The sequence below is a fragment of the Frankia sp. AgPm24 genome (assembly GCF_023243055.1).
Classification (GTDB): domain Bacteria; phylum Actinomycetota; class Actinomycetes; order Frankiales; family Frankiaceae; genus Frankia; species Frankia umida.
Map to the genome: position 1 here is coordinate 1 of NZ_JALKFW010000185.1, position 17,588 is coordinate 17,588.

30 protein-coding genes are annotated in these 17,588 nt (G+C 68.8%); all 30 read left to right on the top strand.

Features of this window, described 5'->3' with window-relative positions:
* The first annotated feature begins 380 nt into the window (after positions 1–380).
* The 30 genes from rpsJ to MXD61_RS13505 all read left to right on the top strand — a co-directional run bounded on the left by rpsJ (position 381) and on the right by MXD61_RS13505 (position 17,548).
* Positions 381–689, top strand: coding sequence for a 30S ribosomal protein S10 (gene rpsJ / locus MXD61_RS13360; protein ID WP_007514815.1), 309 nt, complete (start codon positions 381–383; stop codon positions 687–689).
* 17 nt (positions 690–706) lie between these two features.
* Positions 707–1,408, top strand: coding sequence for a 50S ribosomal protein L3 (gene rplC / locus MXD61_RS13365; RefSeq protein WP_163547630.1), 702 nt, complete (start codon positions 707–709; stop codon positions 1,406–1,408).
* Positions 1,405–2,112: a 50S ribosomal protein L4 gene (rplD, locus tag MXD61_RS13370; protein ID WP_248813305.1), complete on the top strand. Its 708-nt coding sequence runs from the start codon at positions 1,405–1,407 to the stop codon at positions 2,110–2,112. Before rplC ends, rplD begins: the two co-directional genes overlap by 4 nt.
* On the top strand, positions 2,109–2,405 hold the full coding sequence (gene rplW, locus MXD61_RS13375) for a 50S ribosomal protein L23 (RefSeq protein ID WP_163547632.1): 297 nt from the start codon (positions 2,109–2,111) through the stop codon (positions 2,403–2,405). Before rplD ends, rplW begins: the two co-directional genes overlap by 4 nt.
* Before the next feature lie 61 nt (positions 2,406–2,466).
* On the top strand, positions 2,467–3,300 hold the full coding sequence (rplB, locus tag MXD61_RS13380; protein ID WP_163547633.1) for a 50S ribosomal protein L2: 834 nt from the start codon (positions 2,467–2,469) through the stop codon (positions 3,298–3,300).
* 81 nt (positions 3,301–3,381) lie between these two features.
* Positions 3,382–3,663, top strand: a complete 282-nt coding sequence (rpsS, locus tag MXD61_RS13385; protein ID WP_009740524.1) for a 30S ribosomal protein S19 — start codon at positions 3,382–3,384, stop codon at positions 3,661–3,663.
* Positions 3,656–4,081 carry a 50S ribosomal protein L22 gene (gene rplV / locus MXD61_RS13390; RefSeq protein WP_163547635.1) on the top strand — a complete coding sequence of 142 codons (426 nt, stop codon included), beginning with the start codon at positions 3,656–3,658 and terminating at the stop codon, positions 4,079–4,081. Before rpsS ends, rplV begins: the two co-directional genes overlap by 8 nt.
* The gene (gene rpsC / locus MXD61_RS13395) at positions 4,081–5,079 is read left to right on the top strand and encodes a 30S ribosomal protein S3 (protein WP_248813307.1); all 999 of its coding nucleotides are present in this window, start codon (positions 4,081–4,083) and stop codon (positions 5,077–5,079) included. Before rplV ends, rpsC begins: the two co-directional genes overlap by 1 nt.
* 3 nt (positions 5,080–5,082) lie before the next feature.
* Entirely contained in the window at positions 5,083–5,499 is a 417-nt protein-coding gene (gene rplP / locus MXD61_RS13400; RefSeq protein WP_163547637.1) for a 50S ribosomal protein L16, read from the top strand.
* Entirely contained in the window at positions 5,499–5,756 is a 258-nt protein-coding gene (gene rpmC, locus MXD61_RS13405; RefSeq protein WP_163547638.1) for a 50S ribosomal protein L29, read from the top strand. The genes rplP and rpmC overlap by 1 nt, the downstream gene beginning before the upstream one ends.
* Complete coding sequence (gene rpsQ, locus MXD61_RS13410) at positions 5,753–6,070, top strand: 30S ribosomal protein S17 (protein ID WP_372511889.1); 318 nt, start codon at positions 5,753–5,755, stop codon at positions 6,068–6,070. The genes rpmC and rpsQ overlap by 4 nt, the downstream gene beginning before the upstream one ends.
* Before the next feature lie 94 nt (positions 6,071–6,164).
* Positions 6,165–6,533, top strand: coding sequence for a 50S ribosomal protein L14 (gene rplN, locus MXD61_RS13415; protein WP_136446648.1), 369 nt, complete (start codon positions 6,165–6,167; stop codon positions 6,531–6,533).
* A gap of 2 nt (positions 6,534–6,535) precedes the next feature.
* Positions 6,536–6,862: a 50S ribosomal protein L24 gene (gene rplX, locus MXD61_RS13420; RefSeq protein WP_248813309.1), complete on the top strand. Its 327-nt coding sequence runs from the start codon at positions 6,536–6,538 to the stop codon at positions 6,860–6,862.
* A 42-nt stretch (positions 6,863–6,904) separates the two neighbouring features.
* The gene (gene rplE / locus MXD61_RS13425; RefSeq protein WP_163547640.1) at positions 6,905–7,489 is read left to right on the top strand and encodes a 50S ribosomal protein L5; all 585 of its coding nucleotides are present in this window, start codon (positions 6,905–6,907) and stop codon (positions 7,487–7,489) included.
* Between the two features lie 4 nt (positions 7,490–7,493).
* Positions 7,494–7,679, top strand: coding sequence for a type Z 30S ribosomal protein S14 (locus MXD61_RS13430; RefSeq protein WP_009740515.1), 186 nt, complete (start codon positions 7,494–7,496; stop codon positions 7,677–7,679).
* A gap of 126 nt (positions 7,680–7,805) precedes the next feature.
* On the top strand, positions 7,806–8,216 hold the full coding sequence (gene rpsH / locus MXD61_RS13435) for a 30S ribosomal protein S8 (protein WP_163547641.1): 411 nt from the start codon (positions 7,806–7,808) through the stop codon (positions 8,214–8,216).
* Positions 8,217–8,228: 12 nt separating this feature from the next.
* Positions 8,229–8,765 (top strand): 50S ribosomal protein L6, encoded by a 537-nt coding sequence (gene rplF, locus MXD61_RS13440; protein WP_163547642.1) that lies wholly within the window; start codon positions 8,229–8,231, stop codon positions 8,763–8,765.
* A 10-nt stretch (positions 8,766–8,775) separates the two neighbouring features.
* Positions 8,776–9,150, top strand: coding sequence for a 50S ribosomal protein L18 (gene rplR, locus MXD61_RS13445; RefSeq protein WP_163547643.1), 375 nt, complete (start codon positions 8,776–8,778; stop codon positions 9,148–9,150).
* A gap of 80 nt (positions 9,151–9,230) precedes the next feature.
* Positions 9,231–9,848: a 30S ribosomal protein S5 gene (gene rpsE / locus MXD61_RS13450; RefSeq protein WP_248813311.1), complete on the top strand. Its 618-nt coding sequence runs from the start codon at positions 9,231–9,233 to the stop codon at positions 9,846–9,848.
* On the top strand, positions 9,848–10,033 hold the full coding sequence (gene rpmD / locus MXD61_RS13455; RefSeq protein ID WP_163547645.1) for a 50S ribosomal protein L30: 186 nt from the start codon (positions 9,848–9,850) through the stop codon (positions 10,031–10,033). The genes rpsE and rpmD overlap by 1 nt, the downstream gene beginning before the upstream one ends.
* A 2-nt stretch (positions 10,034–10,035) precedes the next feature.
* On the top strand, positions 10,036–10,539 hold the full coding sequence (gene rplO, locus MXD61_RS13460) for a 50S ribosomal protein L15 (protein WP_248813313.1): 504 nt from the start codon (positions 10,036–10,038) through the stop codon (positions 10,537–10,539).
* Positions 10,540–10,789: 250 nt separating this feature from the next.
* Positions 10,790–12,082, top strand: coding sequence for a preprotein translocase subunit SecY (gene secY / locus MXD61_RS13465; RefSeq protein WP_248813314.1), 1,293 nt, complete (start codon positions 10,790–10,792; stop codon positions 12,080–12,082).
* Complete coding sequence (locus tag MXD61_RS13470; protein ID WP_248813316.1) at positions 12,082–12,735, top strand: adenylate kinase; 654 nt, start codon at positions 12,082–12,084, stop codon at positions 12,733–12,735. Before secY ends, MXD61_RS13470 begins: the two co-directional genes overlap by 1 nt.
* Positions 12,736–12,920: 185 nt before the next feature.
* Positions 12,921–13,766, top strand: coding sequence for a type I methionyl aminopeptidase (gene map / locus MXD61_RS13475; RefSeq protein ID WP_163549198.1), 846 nt, complete (start codon positions 12,921–12,923; stop codon positions 13,764–13,766).
* A gap of 315 nt (positions 13,767–14,081) precedes the next feature.
* On the top strand, positions 14,082–14,303 hold the full coding sequence (gene infA / locus MXD61_RS13480) for a translation initiation factor IF-1 (protein ID WP_006541558.1): 222 nt from the start codon (positions 14,082–14,084) through the stop codon (positions 14,301–14,303).
* An 80-nt stretch (positions 14,304–14,383) separates the two neighbouring features.
* Entirely contained in the window at positions 14,384–14,497 is a 114-nt protein-coding gene (gene rpmJ / locus MXD61_RS13485; RefSeq protein WP_003956441.1) for a 50S ribosomal protein L36, read from the top strand.
* A 214-nt stretch (positions 14,498–14,711) separates the two neighbouring features.
* Positions 14,712–15,092, top strand: a complete 381-nt coding sequence (rpsM, locus tag MXD61_RS13490; RefSeq protein WP_248813318.1) for a 30S ribosomal protein S13 — start codon at positions 14,712–14,714, stop codon at positions 15,090–15,092.
* A 78-nt stretch (positions 15,093–15,170) separates the two neighbouring features.
* Positions 15,171–15,575 (top strand): 30S ribosomal protein S11, encoded by a 405-nt coding sequence (gene rpsK / locus MXD61_RS13495; protein WP_011435061.1) that lies wholly within the window; start codon positions 15,171–15,173, stop codon positions 15,573–15,575.
* Positions 15,576–15,670: 95 nt separating this feature from the next.
* Positions 15,671–16,300 (top strand): 30S ribosomal protein S4, encoded by a 630-nt coding sequence (rpsD, locus tag MXD61_RS13500; protein WP_163549196.1) that lies wholly within the window; start codon positions 15,671–15,673, stop codon positions 16,298–16,300.
* Positions 16,301–16,498: 198 nt separating this feature from the next.
* Complete coding sequence (locus tag MXD61_RS13505; protein ID WP_248813320.1) at positions 16,499–17,548, top strand: DNA-directed RNA polymerase subunit alpha; 1,050 nt, start codon at positions 16,499–16,501, stop codon at positions 17,546–17,548.
* Positions 17,549–17,588: the final 40 nt, after the last annotated feature.

Here is a 17,588-nt window from a genome sequence, read left to right on the forward strand (position 1 = left end):
CTGCGGACCCGGACGGGCCGGTGGTGGTCAGGCGCGATGGCGCCGCACCAATCGCTCACATCCGCCCGCCCGCGGGGGGGGGGGCGGGGGGCCCCCGGGGGGGGGCCCCCCCCCCGGGCGGGCCCGCCCCCCCCGCGCCCCCCCCCCCCCCCCCACCGCTGCCCCCACGGGCCGCGGTGCGACGGCACAGCAGCACTGCCAGCCCGGGCCGAGCCGTCGACTTCGTCGGCGGGGGACCGGTACGAGACAGCGGTAGACCGGCAGATTCCCGCACCGCCGGCGGCGGGCGCCCCGCGCCCCCCGGCACGGCGGAGATCTACGGGCGGTGACCCGGTAGCGGTACCGGCCGAACGAGACAGACAGGACAGGCGAAGCCCACCATGGCGGCACAGAAGATCCGCATTCGGCTCAAGGCCTATGATCACGAGGTCATCGACAGCTCGGCGCGGAAGATCGTCGAGACGGTGACCCGGACGGGTGCGCAGGTCGCGGGACCGGTGCCGCTGCCGACGGAGAAGAACATCTACTGCGTCATCCGGTCGCCGCACAAGTACAAGGACAGCCGCGAGCACTTCGAGATGCGGACGCACAAGCGGCTGATCGACATCCTTGACCCGACGCCGAAGACGGTCGACTCGCTCATGCGCCTCGACCTGCCCGCCGGCGTCGACATCGAGATCAAGCTGTAAGAGGGGCCGGCGCAGTCATGCTCATCCGCAACTACAGAGGGCTCCTGGGCACGAAGCTCGGGATGACCCAGGTATGGGACGCGAACAACCGCGTCGTGCCGGTCACCGTCATCAAGGCCGGACCCAACGTTGTCACGCAGGTCAAGACGCCGGAATCCGATGGCTACGCGGCCGTCCAGCTCGGCTACGGCGAGATCGACCCGCGTCGGATCAACAAGCCGACCCGCGGGCACTTCGCCACCAGCGGCGTCACCCCGCGGCGTCACCTGGTCGAACTGCGCACCGCGGACGCGACCAGGTACGAGGCCGGCCAGGAGCTGAGCACCGAGGTGTTCACCGTCGGCACGGTCGTCGACGTGACCGGCACCTCCAAGGGCAAGGGCTTCGCCGGTGTCATGAAGCGCCACGGCTTCAAGGGCCTGGGCGCCGGGCACGGCGTCGAGCGCAAACACCGTTCGCCGGGTTCGGTCGGCGGCTGCGCCACCCCCGGTCGCGTGTTCAAGGGTCTGCGGATGGCCGGTCGTATGGGCCACGCACGTACCACCACGCCGGGGCTCACCATCCACGCCGTCGACACCGAGCGTGGGTTCCTGCTGGTCAAGGGCGCGGTTCCCGGCCCCGACGGCGGTCTGGTCTTCGTGCGCAGCGCGGCCAAGCGCCCGGCGCCCGGCGACTTCACCCCGGTCGCGGCCGGTAGCGGCGAGGAGGTCTCGGCATGACCGCGGTCCAGACCGCATCCGAGTCGGATGCGACCACCTCGGACACCACGACCCGCACGGTCGAGGTCCACGGCGGCGGCAGCGTGGAGCTGCCCGGCGGCGTGTTCGACGTGACGCTGAACGTTCCGCTGATCCACCAGGTCGTGGTCGCCCAGCTCGCGGCTGCCCGCCAGGGCACCCACGACACGAAGACCCGTGGCGAGGTGCGCGGCGGTGGCCGCAAGCCGTACCGGCAGAAGGGCACCGGGCGCGCCCGGCAGGGCTCACTGCGGGCGCCGCAGTTCACCGGCGGTGGCGTGGTGCACGGCCCGACGCCGCGCAAGTACGACCAGCGCACGCCCAAGAAGATGAAGGCCGCCGCGCTGCGCGGTGCGCTCTCTGACCGGGCCCGCAACAACCGGGTGCACGTCGTCGCCTCGCTGGTCACCGGTGAGAAGCCGTCGACGAAGTCCGCCGTGACGGTGCTGCGCGCGATCGCCGACACCCGCCGGGTGCTCGTCGTCGCCAGCCGTTCCGAGGAACTGACCTGGAAGAGCCTGCGCAACGTCGAGACGGTGCACCTGCTCGACCCGGGTCAGCTCAACACCTACGACGTCCTGGTCAGCGACGACGTCGTCTTCACCGAGGAGGCGCTGGCCGCGTTCCTCGAGCGCAACAGCCGGCCGGCCCCGCGGACCGTGGCCGGGGCGGAGGAGAACAAGTGATTCCCGACCCGCGTGACGTCATCCTGCGGCCGGTCGTCTCGGAGAAGAGCTACGGCCTGCTCGACGAGAACGTCTACACCTTCATCGTCCACCCGGACGCGAACAAGACCCAGATCAAGCTTGCCGTCCAGCAGATCTTCAGCGTGCGGGTCCTGCGGGTGAACACCATCAACCGGCAGGGCAAGCGCAAGCGGACCAAGCACGGCTGGGGACAGCGGTCCGCGACCAAGCGGGCCCTGGTCAGTCTTGCTCCCGGTGACACGATCGAGATCTTCGGAGGCCCCGGTGCCTGAGCGCGCGCGCTGCGTCGCGTCCGCGGGTGCGTCCTCGACGGGCCAGGGACGGTAGGAAGCCATGGGTATTCGTAGGTACAAGCCGACGACGCCAGGGCGTCGTGGCTCGAGCGTGGCCGACTTCGTCGAGATCACCCGGGACCACCCGGAGAAGTCGCTGGTCCGCCCGCTGCACTCCAAGGGTGGTCGTAACGCCCACGGCCGGATCACCACCCGGCACCAGGGCGGCGGCCACAAGCGGGCCTACCGGCTCATCGACTTCCGGCGGGACAAGGACGGGGTGCCGGCCAAGGTCGCGCACATCGAGTACGACCCGAACCGCACCGCCCGGATCGCACTGCTGCACTACGCCGACGGCGAGAAGCGCTACATCATCGCCCCGGTCAAGCTCAAGCAGGGCGACCAGGTCAGCTCCGGGGTCGGCGCCGACATCAAGCCCGGTAACGCCCTGCCGCTGCGCAACATCCCGACCGGTACCGTGATCCACGCCATCGAGCTGCGCCCCGGCGGCGGCGCCAAGATCGCCCGTAGCGCCGGTGCCAGCGTGCAGCTCGTCGCGAAGGACGGACCGTACGCTCAGCTGCGGATGCCCTCGGGCGAGATCCGCAACGTCGACGTGCGCTGCCGGGCAACCGTCGGCGAGGTCGGCAACGCCGAGCAGAGCAACATCAACTGGGGCAAGGCCGGCCGGATGCGCTGGAAGGGCCGTCGTCCCACCGTCCGCGGTGTGGCGATGAACCCCGTCGACCACCCGCACGGTGGTGGTGAGGGCAAGACCTCCGGTGGTCGTCACCCGGTCAACCCGAAGGGTCGTCCGGAGGGCCGCACCCGTGCCCACAAGAAGGCCTCCGACGCGATGATCGTGCGTCGGCGCAAGCAGAACAGGCGGCGGTAGTGACCTCACCCATCCGGATCACGGTTACCGTGAGCCACCCGTCGTCCCACCTGATCTGAGCAGGAAGGAGGAGACACAGCCATGCCACGCAGTCTGAAAAAGGGCCCGTTCGTCGACGACCACCTGCTCAAGAAGGTGGACGTGCAGAACTCCAAGGGCACCAAGCACGTCATCAAGACCTGGTCGCGCCGCTCGACCGTGATCCCCGACATGCTGGGGCACACGATCGCCGTGCACGACGGCCGCAAGCACGTCCCGGTGTTCATCACCGAGGGCATGGTCGGCCATAAGCTCGGCGAGTTCGCCCCGACCCGGACTTTCCGCGGGCACGTCAAGGAGGACCGGAGGTCACGTCGTGGCTGACGATCTCGTCGACGGCCTGAGCCGCGCCGGCCTGCCGGGGGCCAAGGCCTCCGCCCGGTACGTGCGGGTGTCCCCGATGAAGGCGCGCCGGGTCATCGACCTGGTGCGCGGCCGCTCGGTCGGCGAGGCCCTCGACATCCTGCGCTTCGCCCCCCAGGCGGCCAGCGAGGACGTCTACAAGGTCGTCGCCAGCGCCGCCGCGAACGCCGAGAACAACAACGGCCTCGACCCGGCCACACTGTGGGTCGCCGAGGTCTACGTGGACGAGGGGCCGACGCTCAAGCGCATCCGGCCCCGCGCCCAGGGCCGGGCCTACCGGATCCGCAAGCGCACCAGCCACATCACCGTCGTGGTGGAAAGCCGCGAGCCGCTCGCCGCGGCCGGCCGGGGTGCCAAGACGACTAGGAGGGCCCGGTAGTGGGGCAGAAGGTCAACCCGCACGGGTTCCGACTTGGCATCACGTCGGAGTTCACGTCCCGTTGGTACGCCGACAAGCTGTACAAGGCGTACGTCGGCGAGGACGTGAAGATCCGCAAGATGATGTCGCGGGGCATGGAGCGGGCCGGGATCAGCCGGGTCGACATCGAGCGCACCCAGGGTCGGCTGCGGGTGGACATCCACACCGCCCGCCCGGGCATCGTCATCGGTCGCCGGGGCGCCGAGGCCGACCGCATCCGCGGTGACCTCGAGAAGCTCACCGGTAAGCAGGTGCAGCTCAACATCCTCGAGGTGAAGAACCCCGAGGTGGACGCGCAGCTCGTCGCCCAGGGCGTCGCCGAGCAGCTGTCCAGCCGGGTCAGCTTCCGCCGCGCGATGCGCAAGGCGATGCAGACCGCGATGAAGGGCGGCGCGAAGGGCATCCGGGTGCAGTGCTCCGGTCGCCTGGGCGGCGCCGAGATGAGCCGTTCGGAGTTCTACCGCGAGGGTCGGGTGCCGCTGCACACGCTGCGTGCGGACATCGACTACGGCTTCTACGAGGCCCGGACGAACTTCGGTCGGATCGGCGTCAAGGTCTGGATCTACAAGGGCGACATCGTGCAGAGCCGCGCCGAGCGCGAGGCCCAGGACGCGTTGCTGCGCCAGACCCGTCGGGACCGGCCGCGCCGCGGGCCGCGCTCGGGTTCCTCCGGTACCACCCAGGGTGGGACGGACGCCGGTCGCGCCGCCGCACGCAACGAGCGTCGGGGCGGACGTGGCGGCGGTAACGCGCCGGCCACCGAGGCCGCCGGCACCGACACGGCACCGGCGGAGACCGCCGCCGCCGAGGCGACCGGGACCGAGACGACCACCGCCACCGCCGCCCCCGAGGCGACCGTGACCGCGGCGGCGAGCGAGGCCACCACCGACACGACCGCCACCGTCGCCGAGACGGCCGCCACGCCGGCCGCGGGCACGTCGGAGAAGGCGGAGGAGTAGATCATGCTGATTCCTCGGAAGGTCGCGCACCGCAAGCAGCACCACCCCGGGCGCACCGGTGCGGCCAAGGGCGGCACGCGGGTCACCTTCGGCGAGTACGGCATTCAGGCCCTCGAGTCGGCCTATGTGACGAACCGCCAGATCGAGTCGGCCCGTATCGCCATGACCCGGCACATCCGTCGTGGTGGCAAGGTCTGGATCAACATCTACCCGGACCGCCCGCTGACCAAGAAGCCGGCCGAGACCCGGATGGGTTCCGGTAAGGGTTCGCCCGAGTGGTGGGTCGCCAACGTCAAGCCCGGACGCGTGATGTTCGAGCTGTCGGGTGTCGCCGAGCCGGTGGCTCGCGAGGCGATGCGACGAGCCATCCACAAGCTGCCGATGAAGTGCCGTTTCGTGGTTCGTGAAGGTGGTGCGTGATGGCTGTCGCTACCGCGGACGAGCTGCGCGGCCTGTCCGGCGAGGACCTCGTCGACAAGCTTCGGGAGGCCAAGGAGGAGCTGTTCAACCTCCGGTTCCAGGCGGCGACCGGGCAGCTGAGCAACAACCGCCGGCTGCGTGTCGTGCGGCGTGACATCGCCCGGATCTACACGGTGATGCGCGAACGCGAGCTGGGCATCACCGACGATCCGGCGCTGGCCGCCGGCGCGGCTGACGACGACGCGACGAAGGCGTGAGGGCAGTGGCAGACGAGACCGAGAACTCCTCGCAGGAGACCTCCGAGACCGCCACGGCGGACGAGCGTGGTTTCCGCAAGGTCCGTGAGGGCCTGGTCGTCAGCGACAAGATGACCAAGACCGTCGTCGTCGCCGTCGAGGACCGGGTGCAGCACCCCCTGTACGGCAAGACGATCCGCCGCACCAAGAAGATCAAGGCACACGACGAGAGCGGCACCACCGGTGTCGGCGACCGCGTCCTGCTGATGGAGACCCGGCCGCTGTCCGCCACGAAGCGTTGGCGGGTCGTCCGGGTGCTGGAGAAGGCCAAGTAGTTCTCACGACCCGGGGCGACGCCCCTCGGCCAGGCAGTACCGGTTGGTCAGTGGTACCGGGTGATCAGTAGTACCGGGTGATCAGGAGCAGAAAGTGATTCAGCAGGAGTCGCGACTTCGGGTCGCCGACAACACCGGAGCGCGGGAGATCCTCTGCATCCGGGTACTTGGCGGCTCTGGGCGTCGTTACGCGGGGATCGGCGACATCATCGTCGGCACGGTCAAGGATGCCCTGCCCGGCGCCGGCGTGAAGCGCGGCGACGTGGTCAAGGCGGTCGTGGTGCGCACCACCAAGGAGCGCCGCCGGCCGGACGGCTCCTACATCCGGTTCGACGAGAACGCGGCGGTGCTCATCCGGGACGGTGGCGAGCCCCGGGGCACCCGTATCTTCGGGCCGGTCGGCCGCGAGCTGCGGGACAAGAAGTTCATGAAGATCATTTCTTTGGCGCCGGAGGTGCTGTGACCGTGGCCAGCCTGAAGATCAAGAAGGGTGACACGGTCCAGATCATCACCGGTAAGGACCGTGGCCTCAAGGGCAAGGTCATCCGGGCGTATCCGGAGCGGAACAAGGTCCTGGTCGAGGGTGCGAACCGGATTACCCGGCACACCCGCGTCCAGCAGAGCGCGCGTGGTTCGCAGGCCGGGGGCATCATCACCCAGGAGGCCCCGATCCACGTCAGCAACGTGCAGATCATTGATCCGTCGGATGGCAGGCCCACCCGCATCGGCTACCGGATCAACGAGGACGGCACCAAGGTCCGCATCTCCCGGCGTACCGGCACCGAGCTGTAGGCCGGACGAGCAGTCGAGAGCAGTGGGGAATCGAGTTCAGACATGACTGTCACCACCGAAGACCGGACCGCGGATGCCCGTCCGGTGCCGCGGCTCAAGCAGCGGTACCGCGAGGAGATCGCCCCGGCGTTGCGACAGGAGTTCTCCTTCGCCAACGTCATGCAGATCCCTGGCGTCGTGAAGGTTGTCGTGAACATGGGTGTCGGCGACGCCGCCCGCGACGCGAAGCTCATCGACGGCGCCGTGCGGGACCTGGCGGCCATCACCGGCCAGAAGCCGGCCGTGCGTCGGGCGACCAAGTCCATCGCCCAGTTCAAGCTGCGCGAGGGTATGCCGATCGGCGCGAAGGTCACCCTGCGCGGCGACCGGATGTGGGAGTTCCTCGACCGGCTGGTCAGCATCGCCCTGCCGCGTATCCGTGACTTCCGCGGCCTGTCGCCCAAGCAGTTCGACGGCCGGGGCAACTACACGTTCGGCGTGGTCGAGCAGTCGATCTTCCACGAGATCGACATCGACCGGATCGACCGGATTCGGGGCATGGACATCACGGTCGTGACCACCGCGACCACCGACGACGAGGGCCGGGCGCTCCTGCGGGCGCTGGGCTTCCCCTTCCGGGAGAACTAGACAGATGGCCAAGAAGGCACTGATCGAGAAGTCGAATCGCAAGCCGAAGTACGCCGTGCGTGGATACACCCGCTGCCAGCGCTGTGGGCGGTCCCGCTCGGTGTACCGGGTCTTCGGACTCTGCCGGGTCTGCCTGCGTCAGATGGCACACCGCGGCGAGCTGCCGGGCGTCACCAAGAGCTCCTGGTAGTTCGAAGCATTCGGCTTCCCTCCGTACCACCCCCGCACGTCCTCCCGATCGCGGTAGGCCCGACACCCGGCCGCCGGAGCAGCGCTTCGGAGCCGATGGGAACCCCCGTGAGAAAGGCGTAACCCCATGACGATGACCGACCCCATCGCGGACATGCTCACTCGTGTCCGCAACGGCAGCCGGGCGTACCACGACCGCGTGGCCATGCCGCACAGCAAGATCAAGACGCACATCGCCGAGATTCTCCAGCAGGAGGGCTACATCTCCAGCTGGCACGTCGAGGACGCGACCTCGGCCGGCGGCGTCGGCCACACGCTGGTCATCGATCTGAAGTACGGGCCGAACCGCGAGCGCTCGATCGCCGGTATCAAGCGCATCAGCAAGCCGGGCCTGCGGGTCTACGCCAAGGCGACCAACCTCCCCAAGGTTCTTGGGGGACTGGGTGTCGCGATCATCTCGACCTCGTCGGGGCTGCTGACCGACAAGCAGGCGAACAAGCGGGGCGTGGGCGGGGAAGTCCTCGCCTACGTCTGGTAAGGAGGGCGAGCGATGTCTCGGATCGGGCGCCTGCCCATTCCCGTCCCTGGCGGTGTCGACATCACCGTTGAGGGGCCCACGATCACGGTCAAGGGGCCCAAGGGCACCCTGAGCCACACCGTCGTCGAGCCGATCGCGGTCAATCGGGAGGAGGGTCAGCTTGTTGTGACCCGTCCCGACGATGACCGTCGGTCCCGCTCGCTGCACGGCCTGACCCGCACGCTGGTCTCGAACATGGTCACCGGCGTCACCGCCGGGTACTCCAAGACCCTGGAGATCGTCGGCGTCGGTTACCGCGTCCAGGCAAAGGGCTCGGACCTCGAGTTCGCGCTCGGCTACAGCCACCCCGTCCCGGTCAAGGCCCCCGAGGGCATCCGCTTCGAGGTGCAGACCCCGACCCGCTTCGTCGTCCACGGGATCGACAAGCAGCTCGTCGGTGAGGTCTCGGCGAAGATCCGCGGCCTGCGCAAGCCCGACCCCTACAAGGGCAAGGGTGTGCGCTACCAGGGTGAGGTCGTCCGCCGCAAGGTCGGGAAGACCGGGAAGTAGGAGATAGATCATGCCAGTGAGCCTTGGCGTCAGCGCGAAGCGACGGATCTCGAAGCTCCGTCGGCATTCCCGCGTGCGCAAGAAGGTGGCGGGCACCCCGTCGCGCCCCCGGCTCGTCGTCACCCGCTCCTCCCGGCACATCTACGCCCAGGTCATCGACGACGTGGCCGGGCACACCCTCGCCTCGGCGTCCACCCTGGACGTGACACTGCGCGAGGGCGAGGGCGACAAGAGCGCCCAGGCCCGCAAGGTCGGCGAGCTGGTCGCCCAGCGGGCGAAGGCGGCCGGTGTCGACGCCGTCGTGTTCGACCGCGGTGGACGGACCTACGCTGGCCGCATCGCGGCCCTCGCCGACGCGGCCCGGGAAGGCGGCCTGGACTTCTGATGACCGCCCAGGCACCGGCCACGCCGGCCCGCGCGATCACGCGGGATATTCAGGACAGTCAGAACAGGGAGATGTTGTAGATGCCAGGCCAGCAGCGCCGCGGCGGCAGCTCCGGCGGCTCGGACCGTCGGGAACGCCGGGACCGGTCGGGCGGCGGCCCGGCCCAGGAGAAGAACGCCTACGTCGAGCGGGTCGTCGCGATCAACCGGGTGGCCAAGGTCGTCAAGGGTGGTCGTCGGTTCAGCTTCACCGCTCTGGTCGTCGTCGGGGACGCCGACGGGACGGTCGGCGTCGGCTACGGCAAGGCGAAGGAGGTGCCGGCCGCCATCGCCAAGGGTGTGGAGGAGGCCAAGAAGCACTTCTTCAAGGTGCCGCGGATCGGCTCGACCATTCCTCACCCGGTACAGGGTGAGGAGGCGGCCGGTGTCGTGCTGCTCAAGCCGGCCTCGCCGGGTACCGGCGTGATCGCCGGCGGCCCGGTGCGTGCCGTGCTCGAGTGCGCCGGCGTCCACGACGTGCTGTCGAAGTCGCTCGGCTCGTCGAACCCGATCAACATCGTGCACGCGACAGTGGCCGCCCTGCGTGGCCTCATGCGGCCCGAGGAGATCGCGGCTCGCCGTGGCCTGCCGCTCGAGGACGTCGCTCCGCCCGCCATGCTGCGGGCCCGTGCGGCGGCAGCCGCCGGGGCGGGTGCGTGATGGCCAAGCTGCGCATCACGCAGATCCGTTCCGGTATCGGCGGCACCCACAACCAGCGGGCGACGCTGCGCACCCTCGGACTGCGTAAGATCAACTCGTCGACGGTCCGGGAGGACCGTCCCGAGGTGCTCGGAATGATCAGGACTGTGACCCACCTGGTTCGGGTCGAGGAGGTGGACGCGTAGCCATGGCCGAACTGTCGAAGACCGAGGCCGATGCTGGCGCCACGGCGGGCGAGGCCGAGCGTGGCCGCGGCCTGAAGGTGCACCACCTTCGCCCGGCACCCGGAGCGCATCGCAAGAAGATCCGGGTCGGCCGTGGTGAGGGCTCCAAGGGCAAGACGGCCGGACGTGGCACCAAGGGCTCCAAGGCCCGCAAGCAGGTGCCCGCCCGGTTCGAGGGTGGTCAGATGCCGCTGCACATGCGGCTGCCCAAGCTCAAGGGCTTCAACAACCCGAACCGGGTCGAGTACCAGGTGGTGAACGTCGCCATCCTCGCCGAGCTGTTCCCCGACGGCGGCCAGGTCAGCAAGGCCGACCTGGTGGCCCGCGGCGCGGTACGCGCCAAGCTGCCGGTGAAGGTGCTGGGTGACGGCGACCTCGGCGTCGCGCTGCACATCACCGCGGACGCGTTCTCCGCCTCCGCGCGCGAGAAGATCGCGGCCGCCGGTGGGAGTGTCACCGAAGGCTGAGACGGGCGGGCGGGGGTGGCTTACAGCGACCCCCGCCCGACGTGTGTCCGGACCCGGATGCCGGTCGCGCCCGCCTGGCACACCGTTCGTTCCGGCTACTGCTGCTTACCGGACGTGATGTCCGGACGAGGGGACCTCGTGTCCTGTTACAGTCGCCTCACCGATGTCGGCCGGGTGCCGAGTTCGGTGCTCCGTTCCGGGCAGAATGTCCGCCCTCCCCGTCGGTCCGCCATCTCCAGCAGGAGGAGCCGTGCTCACCGCCTTCACACGGGCATTCCGCACTCCTGACCTGCGTAAGAAGCTGCTGTTCACCGTCGGGGTCGTGGTGCTGTTCCGGTTCGGCAGCGTCATGCCGTCACCCGGGGTGTCCACCCGCGCGGTCAACACCTGCCTGAGCGCGGCGAGCGCCGAAGGCAGCAACGTGTACTCGCTGATCAACCTCTTCAGCGGCGGTGCGCTGCTCCAGCTGTCCATCTTCGCGCTCGGCATCATGCCGTACATCACCTCGAGCATCATCATCCAGCTGCTCGTCGTGGTCATCCCACGGCTCGAGCAGCTGAAGAAGGAAGGCAGCGCGGGCGAGCAGAAGCTCACCCAGTACACCCGCTACCTGACGATCGCCCTGGGCGTCCTGCAGGCCACCGGCATCGTGGCCCTGGCGCGCAGCGGCCGGCTGTTCCCGAGCTGCTCGGCGGCCATCATCCCGGACACGAGTCTGTTCCGAATCGCCACCATCGTGATCACGATGACCGCCGGTACCGCGGTCATCATGTGGATGGGTGAGCTGATCACGGCGCGTGGTGTCGGTAACGGCATGTCCCTGCTCATCTTCACGTCGATCGCGGCGCGGCTGCCTTCCGAGGGCAGCAGCATCCTCCAGGTCGCCGGTGGCGTGGTGTTCAGCCTGGTGATCCTGCTGGGGCTCGCCATCGTGGTGTTCGTGGTGTTCGTGGAGCAGTCCCAGCGCCGCATCCCGGTGCAGTACGCCAAGCGGCTGATCGGCCGGCGGATGTACGGCGGGACCTCCACCTATCTGCCGATCAAGGTCAACCAGGCCGGGATCATCCCGGTCATCTTCGCGTCCTCCCTGCTCCAGCTGCCGCAGCTGATCGGTCAGGTGTGGAGCAACCAGGGCTTCCAGGACTTCGAGCAGCGTTATCTCTCACGCGGCGACCATCCGCTCTACCTGGTGACATACTTCGCACTCATCATCTTCTTCACCTACTTCTATGTTGCGATCACCTTCAACCCGACGGAGGTGGCCGACAACATGAAGAAGTACGGTGGGTTCATCCCTGGGCTCAGACCGGGCAACCCGACGGTGGAGTACCTCAAACACGTACTTGATCGGATCACGCTGCCGGGGTCACTGTTCCTCGGCGTGATCACGGTACTTCCGTTGGCACTGTTGAACCTGACCAAGGACCAGCCGTTCCCGTTCGCGGGCACCTCGGTCCTGATCATGGTAGGGGTGGGGCTGGAAACGGTGAAGCAGATCGAGAGCCAGCTCATGCTCCGCAACTACGAAGGTTTCCTCCGGTAGTGCGCCTCGTACTGGTGGGACCGCCCGGTGCCGGAAAGGGTACTCAGGCCGCGTTCATCGCCCAGGCGCGGTCGATCCCCAAGATCTCCACAGGGGACATTTTCCGAGCGAACGTGCGACAGGGAACGGAACTGGGCGTCAAGGCCAAGGCGTACATGGACGCCGGTGACCTCGTCCCGGACGAGATCACCATCGGCATGGTCCGTAACCGCCTGGCCGAGGACGACGCCGTCAAGGGCTTCCTGCTCGACGGCTTCCCCCGCAACGTGCCGCAGGCCGAGGTGCTCGGCCAGATGCTCGACGCGATGGGGACCAAGCTGGATGTCGTCCTCGAGCTCGTCGTCGACGACGACGAGGTGGTGCGGCGGCTGTCCGGGCGGCGGACCTGCCGCAACTGCGGGCACATCTGGCATCTCGACTTCGACCCGCCGTCGGTCGAGGATGTCTGTGACCGCTGTGGCGGCGATCTGTTCCAGCGCGACGACGACCGGTCGGAGACCGTTCGCCACCGCCTCGAGGTGTACGCCGACCAGACGTCGCCCCTGGTGGCCTACTACGCCGAGAAGGGCATCCTGATCGGGATCGACGCCACCGGCCCGGTGGACAACGTCACCGACCGCGCGCTGGACGGACTGCGCCACCACGGCGACTAGTCACCACGGCGACTGGCCAGCACGGCGACTGGCCAGCACGGCGCGCGGCCCGCGGGGGAACGATCCCCGAGTGGGCCGCGCGGCTGTCAGGCGGCCCGGTGGCCGGGTATCGGCCGGGCAGGTGCGGGTACGGCGGTTAGCATCAGGAAGCAGACCAGTACACGGACACGGACCGGGACGAGAGCGTGGCGCGACGAGAACACGTGCAGATCAAGTCAGCGGCCGAGATCGCCAGGATGCGGGTCGCCGGCCTGCTCGTGGCCAGGACGCTCGCCCGGCTGCGGGAGGCTGTCGCCCCCGGGGTCACCACAGCCGACCTTGACGCTCTGGCCGAGCAGACCATCCGCGGCGAGGGGGGTATCCCGTCGTTCAAGGGCTACGCCCAGCCGCCCTATCCCGCCTCGATCTGCAGCTCGGTCAACGACGAGGTCGTCCACGCCATCCCGAGCCGCAAGCGGGTGCTGCACGAGGGCGACATCATCTCGATCGACTGCGGTGCGATCGTCGACGGCTGGCACGGCGACGCGGCGATCACCGTCCCGGTCGGCGAGGTGCCCCCGGAGGTCCTCGCCATGATCGAGACATGTGAGGGCGCGCTGTGGGCGGGGCTCGCGGCGGCGCAGCTCGGCGGCCGGCTCACCGACATCAGCAACGCGGTGGAGCGGCACATCCGCCCGCGTGAGTACGGCATCGTCGACCACTACGGCGGGCACGGCATCGGCACCGAGATGCACCAGCCGCCGCACGTGCTCAACTACGGCCGGCCCGGGCGGGGGATCAAGCTCGTGTCGGGCCTGGCGCTGGCCATCGAACCAATGATCACGATGGGCAGGCCGGACACCAGGGTGCTCGCCGACGACTGGACGGTCGCCACCAGCGACGGCAGCCTCGCGGCCCACACCGAGCACTCGGTGGCGATCACGCCACGTGGGCCCTGGGTGCTCACCGAGCCGGACGGTGGCGTGGCCCGCCTCGCCGCGCTCGGCGTGGCCTGTGGGCAGCCCGCCGACGCGCCCAGCGGGATCGGCTGAGCCCCGGTACGGTCCGGCCAGGATCGTGGGATCGGTGTGGTCCACGCGGCCTGGTCGAGCCTTGTTGGCCCTTGACGGATGGGCCACGTACACTCTTCAGTTGGCGGTCTTCTCACGCCGGTGTGCTCCACCGCGTCGATAGCAGTCGGTGAAAACGTGGCAGTTGCGGTCGGTGGCAGTGTGGTCGACAGGACAGGGCGCCCTTGCGGGTGCCCGGGTCTGTGACCTGGGCTTTTCCGGGTTTTTGCCTGGGATCGCCCGACCGGTCGCGGCCGTACCGCCGGCTTACTCGTCGACGTCAGGACAGCGGAGGACATGCCGAAGAAGGACGGGGCCATCGAGATCGAGGGCCGAGTGGTGGAGCCGCTCCCGAACGCCATGTTCCGGGTTGAGCTCCAGAACGGTCATCGAGTTCTTGCCCACATCAGCGGAAAGATGCGCCAGCACTACATCCGGATCCTGCCGGAGGACCGCGTCGTGGTCGAGCTCTCGCCCTACGACCTGTCCCGCGGCCGGATCGTCTACCGGTACAAGTAGCACCAGCTCGTCCAGCTCCACGCCATCCCGTCTCCATCGCCACGCGCGGCCCGCGGCTGCGCAGGAGGTTCGCAACAGCCGTGAAGGTCAAGCCAAGCGTCAAGAAGATCTGTGACAAGTGCAAGGTGATCCGGCGCCACGGTCGCGTCATGGTCATCTGCGACAATCTCCGTCACAAGCAGCGCCAGGGCTGAGTCCCTGGCGAGGTGGTCGACGTTTCCCGCGGCTGACACGCCGACGCGTGTCGTTCGTGGCCCACGGCGGGCGTTGACCACCACCTCCACGCGATACCAGGCGCCCCCACGGGGGCGCTTCCACCCCCGGCCCGGAGGCCGGGGCCCAGGCGGCGGGAGCCGCTCGGGACGGTGTCGCCCAAGACCTCCGGTCGCAGGAAGGAAACATCGGTTCATGGCACGCCTGTCTGGCGTCGACCTTCCCCGTGAAAAGCGGGTCGAGATCGCTCTGACCTACATCTTCGGCATCGGCCGCAGTCGCTCGCGGGACACACTCGCCGCCACCGGGATCAACCCGGACACGCGGGTGCGCGACCTCAGCGAGGATGAGATCGTCCGCCTGCGCGAATGGATCGACGCGAACTACCGGGTCGAGGGTGACCTCAACCGGGAGATCAAGCAGGACATCCGGCGCAAGATGGAGATCGGCTGCTACCAGGGCCTGCGGCACCGGCGTAACCTGCCGGTCCACGGTCAGCGCACGCACACCAACGCGCGTACCCGCAAGGGCCCGCGTCGCGCCATCGCCGGCAAGAAGAAGGCCGGCAAGAAGTAGTCGGTGCGCCGCCCGGCCGGCCAGGCCGCGGACGACCACTGATCGACGACCTCTCGCACACGGAGACCAGACGCGAAGATGCCTCCCAAGACCCGCGCCGCCGGCGCAAAGAAGGTCCGGCGCAAGGAAAAGAAGAACGTTGCCCACGGGCACGCTCACATCAAGAGCACGTTCAACAACACGATCGTCTCGATCACCGACCCGTCCGGGAACGTGATCTCCTGGGCCTCCGCCGGCCATGTCGGCTTCAAGGGCTCCCGCAAGTCGACTCCCTTCGCCGCGCAGATGGCCGCCGAGAACGCGGCCCGCAAGGCGCAGGAGCACGGCATGCGCAAGGTCGACGTGTTCGTGAAGGGCCCGGGCTCCGGTCGTGAGACCGCGATCCGATCGCTGCAGGCGGCGGGTCTGGAAGTCGGGGCGATTCAGGACGTCACCCCGACCCCGCACAACGGGTGCCGCCCGCCCAAGCGGCGCAGGGTGTGACCATGCGACGCGGCGACCGCGACCGGGGACTCACCCCGGTCGGTGTCGCGGGGTCGCGTACGAGTTCGCGCCAGGAAACGAGAGAGTAGGAATAGATGGCCCGTTACACCGGCGCGGACTGCAAGCGTTGCCGCCGCGAGAAGACGAAGCTGTACCTCAAGGGCAGCAAGTGCGACACCCCGAAGTGCCCGATCGAGATCCGGCCGTACCCGCCGGGCGAGCACGGTCGTGGCCGGACCAAGGACTCCGAGTACCTGCTGCAGAAGCGCGAGAAGCAGAAGTGCGCGCGGATCTACGGCATCCTCGAGAAGCAGTTCCGTGGCTACTACGACGAGGCCAACCGGCGCTCCGGCAAGACCGGTGACGAGCTGCTGAAGATCCTCGAGTCGCGGTTGGACAACGTGGTCTACCGGGGCGGCTTCGCGCCGTCGCGGGACGCCGCCCGCCAGGCGGTGCGGCACGGCCACGTCCAGGTCAACGGGCGCAAGGTCGACATCCCCAGCTACCGGATCACCGAGAACGACATCGTCGAGATCGCGCCGAAGGCCCGGGAGCTCACCCCGTTCGTGATCGCGCGGGAGACCGCCGGTCAGGGCCGGACAGTGCCGGCGTGGCTGGAGTCGATCCCGAGCCAGATGCGGATCCTGGTGCACTCGCTGCCGGCTCGGCAGGTCATCGACACCCAGGTCCAGGAGCAGCTGATCGTCGAGCTCTACTCCAAGTAGAGCCTGGCCGCACCCGGTCGCCTCTGCCATGCACCGTTTCGCGGTGCACACTGGAGAGGCGACGGGTGTTCGCCGGCGCCACAGGCGCCGGACCCGCGGACGGGGCGGACCGATGTCCCGTCCGCTGGCTGTCGAACTCGGGCAGCTCGCACTACGCGGCGTCATATGGCGGGCGCCGTGGGCGGAAGGATCACCACCATGCTGATCGCTCAGCGTCCCACCCTGGTCGAGGACCCGATCTCCGAGTTCCGGTCACGTTTCGTGATCGAGCCGTTGGAGCCGGGCTTCGGGTACACCCTGGGCAACTCCCTGCGCCGGACCCTGCTGTCCTCCATCCCCGGTGCCTCGGTCACCAGCATCCGCGTCGACGGGGTGCTGCACGAGTTCTCCACCGTGCCCGGCGTCAAGGAGGACGTGACCGACCTGATCCTGAACCTCAAGGAACTGGTCGTCAGCTCCGACAACGACGAGCCGACCGTGATGTACCTGCGCAAGCAGGGCCCCGGTGAGGTCTCCGCGGCGGACATCGCCCCCCCGGCCGGCGTCGAGGTGCACAACCCCGAGCTGCGTCTGGCGACCCTGAACGACAAGGGCAAGCTCGAGATCGAGCTGACCGTCGAGCGGGGCCGTGGCTATGTCAGTGCCGCGCAGAACAAGCAGGCCGGTCAGGAGATCGGGCGTATCCCGATCGACTCGATCTACTCGCCGGTGCTCAAGGTGACCTACAAGGTCGAGGCCACCCGTGTCGAGCAGCGCACCGACTTCGACCGGCTCATCGTCGACGTCGAGACCAAGCCGTCGATCTCCCCGCGGGACGCGATGGCCAGCGCTGGCAAGACCCTCGTCGGCCTGTTCGGGCTGGCGCAGGAGCTCAACGCCGAGGCTGAGGGCGTCGACATCGGCCCGTCCGCCGCGGACGCGGCACTGGCGGCCGACCTGGCGCTGCCGATCGAGGAGATGGACCTGACGGTCCGCTCCTACAACTGCCTCAAGCGTGAGGGCATCCACACGATCGGCGAACTGGTCTCGCGCAGCGAGGCCGACCTGCTCGACATCCGCAACTTCGGGCAGAAGTCGATCGACGAGGTGAAGACGAAGCTGGGGGCCATGGGCCTGCAGCTCAAGGACTCCCCGCCCGGGTTCGACCCGCGGCAGGCTGTCGACACCTACGGCACCGACACCTACAACGCGCCGTTCTCCGACCCGCACGACGACGGCGCCGAGTTCGTCGAGACCGAGCAGTACTGACCTTCCGAGGGCCCCCGCGCGATGCGGGGGCCCTCGTACG

Bases quoted from the DNA above. Each gene is read 5' to 3' on its own strand.
- rplF (WP_163547642.1), top strand. From the start codon at position 8,229: ATGTCTCGGATCGGGCGCCTGCCCATTCCCGTCCCTGGCGGTGTCGAC.
- rpsH (WP_163547641.1), top strand. From the start codon at position 7,806: ATGACGATGACCGACCCCATCGCGGACATGCTCACTCGTGTCCGCAAC.
- MXD61_RS13505 (WP_248813320.1), top strand. From the start codon at position 16,499: ATGCTGATCGCTCAGCGTCCCACCCTGGTCGAGGACCCGATCTCCGAG.
- MXD61_RS13430 (WP_009740515.1), top strand. From the start codon at position 7,494: ATGGCCAAGAAGGCACTGATCGAGAAGTCGAATCGCAAGCCGAAGTAC.
- rpsM (WP_248813318.1), top strand. From the start codon at position 14,712: ATGGCACGCCTGTCTGGCGTCGACCTTCCCCGTGAAAAGCGGGTCGAG.
- rpsJ (WP_007514815.1), top strand. From the start codon at position 381: ATGGCGGCACAGAAGATCCGCATTCGGCTCAAGGCCTATGATCACGAG.
- rpmC (WP_163547638.1), top strand. From the start codon at position 5,499: ATGGCTGTCGCTACCGCGGACGAGCTGCGCGGCCTGTCCGGCGAGGAC.
- rplD (WP_248813305.1), top strand. From the start codon at position 1,405: ATGACCGCGGTCCAGACCGCATCCGAGTCGGATGCGACCACCTCGGAC.
- rplB (WP_163547633.1), top strand. From the start codon at position 2,467: ATGGGTATTCGTAGGTACAAGCCGACGACGCCAGGGCGTCGTGGCTCG.
- infA (WP_006541558.1), top strand. From the start codon at position 14,082: ATGCCGAAGAAGGACGGGGCCATCGAGATCGAGGGCCGAGTGGTGGAG.
- rpsK (WP_011435061.1), top strand. From the start codon at position 15,171: ATGCCTCCCAAGACCCGCGCCGCCGGCGCAAAGAAGGTCCGGCGCAAG.
- rpsD (WP_163549196.1), top strand. From the start codon at position 15,671: ATGGCCCGTTACACCGGCGCGGACTGCAAGCGTTGCCGCCGCGAGAAG.
- rplO (WP_248813313.1), top strand. From the start codon at position 10,036: ATGGCCGAACTGTCGAAGACCGAGGCCGATGCTGGCGCCACGGCGGGC.
- rplP (WP_163547637.1), top strand. From the start codon at position 5,083: ATGCTGATTCCTCGGAAGGTCGCGCACCGCAAGCAGCACCACCCCGGG.
- rpmD (WP_163547645.1), top strand. From the start codon at position 9,848: ATGGCCAAGCTGCGCATCACGCAGATCCGTTCCGGTATCGGCGGCACC.
- rpsS (WP_009740524.1), top strand. From the start codon at position 3,382: ATGCCACGCAGTCTGAAAAAGGGCCCGTTCGTCGACGACCACCTGCTC.
- rplE (WP_163547640.1), top strand. From the start codon at position 6,905: ATGACTGTCACCACCGAAGACCGGACCGCGGATGCCCGTCCGGTGCCG.
- rpsE (WP_248813311.1), top strand. From the start codon at position 9,231: ATGCCAGGCCAGCAGCGCCGCGGCGGCAGCTCCGGCGGCTCGGACCGT.
- rplC (WP_163547630.1), top strand. From the start codon at position 707: ATGCTCATCCGCAACTACAGAGGGCTCCTGGGCACGAAGCTCGGGATG.
- rplR (WP_163547643.1), top strand. From the start codon at position 8,776: ATGCCAGTGAGCCTTGGCGTCAGCGCGAAGCGACGGATCTCGAAGCTC.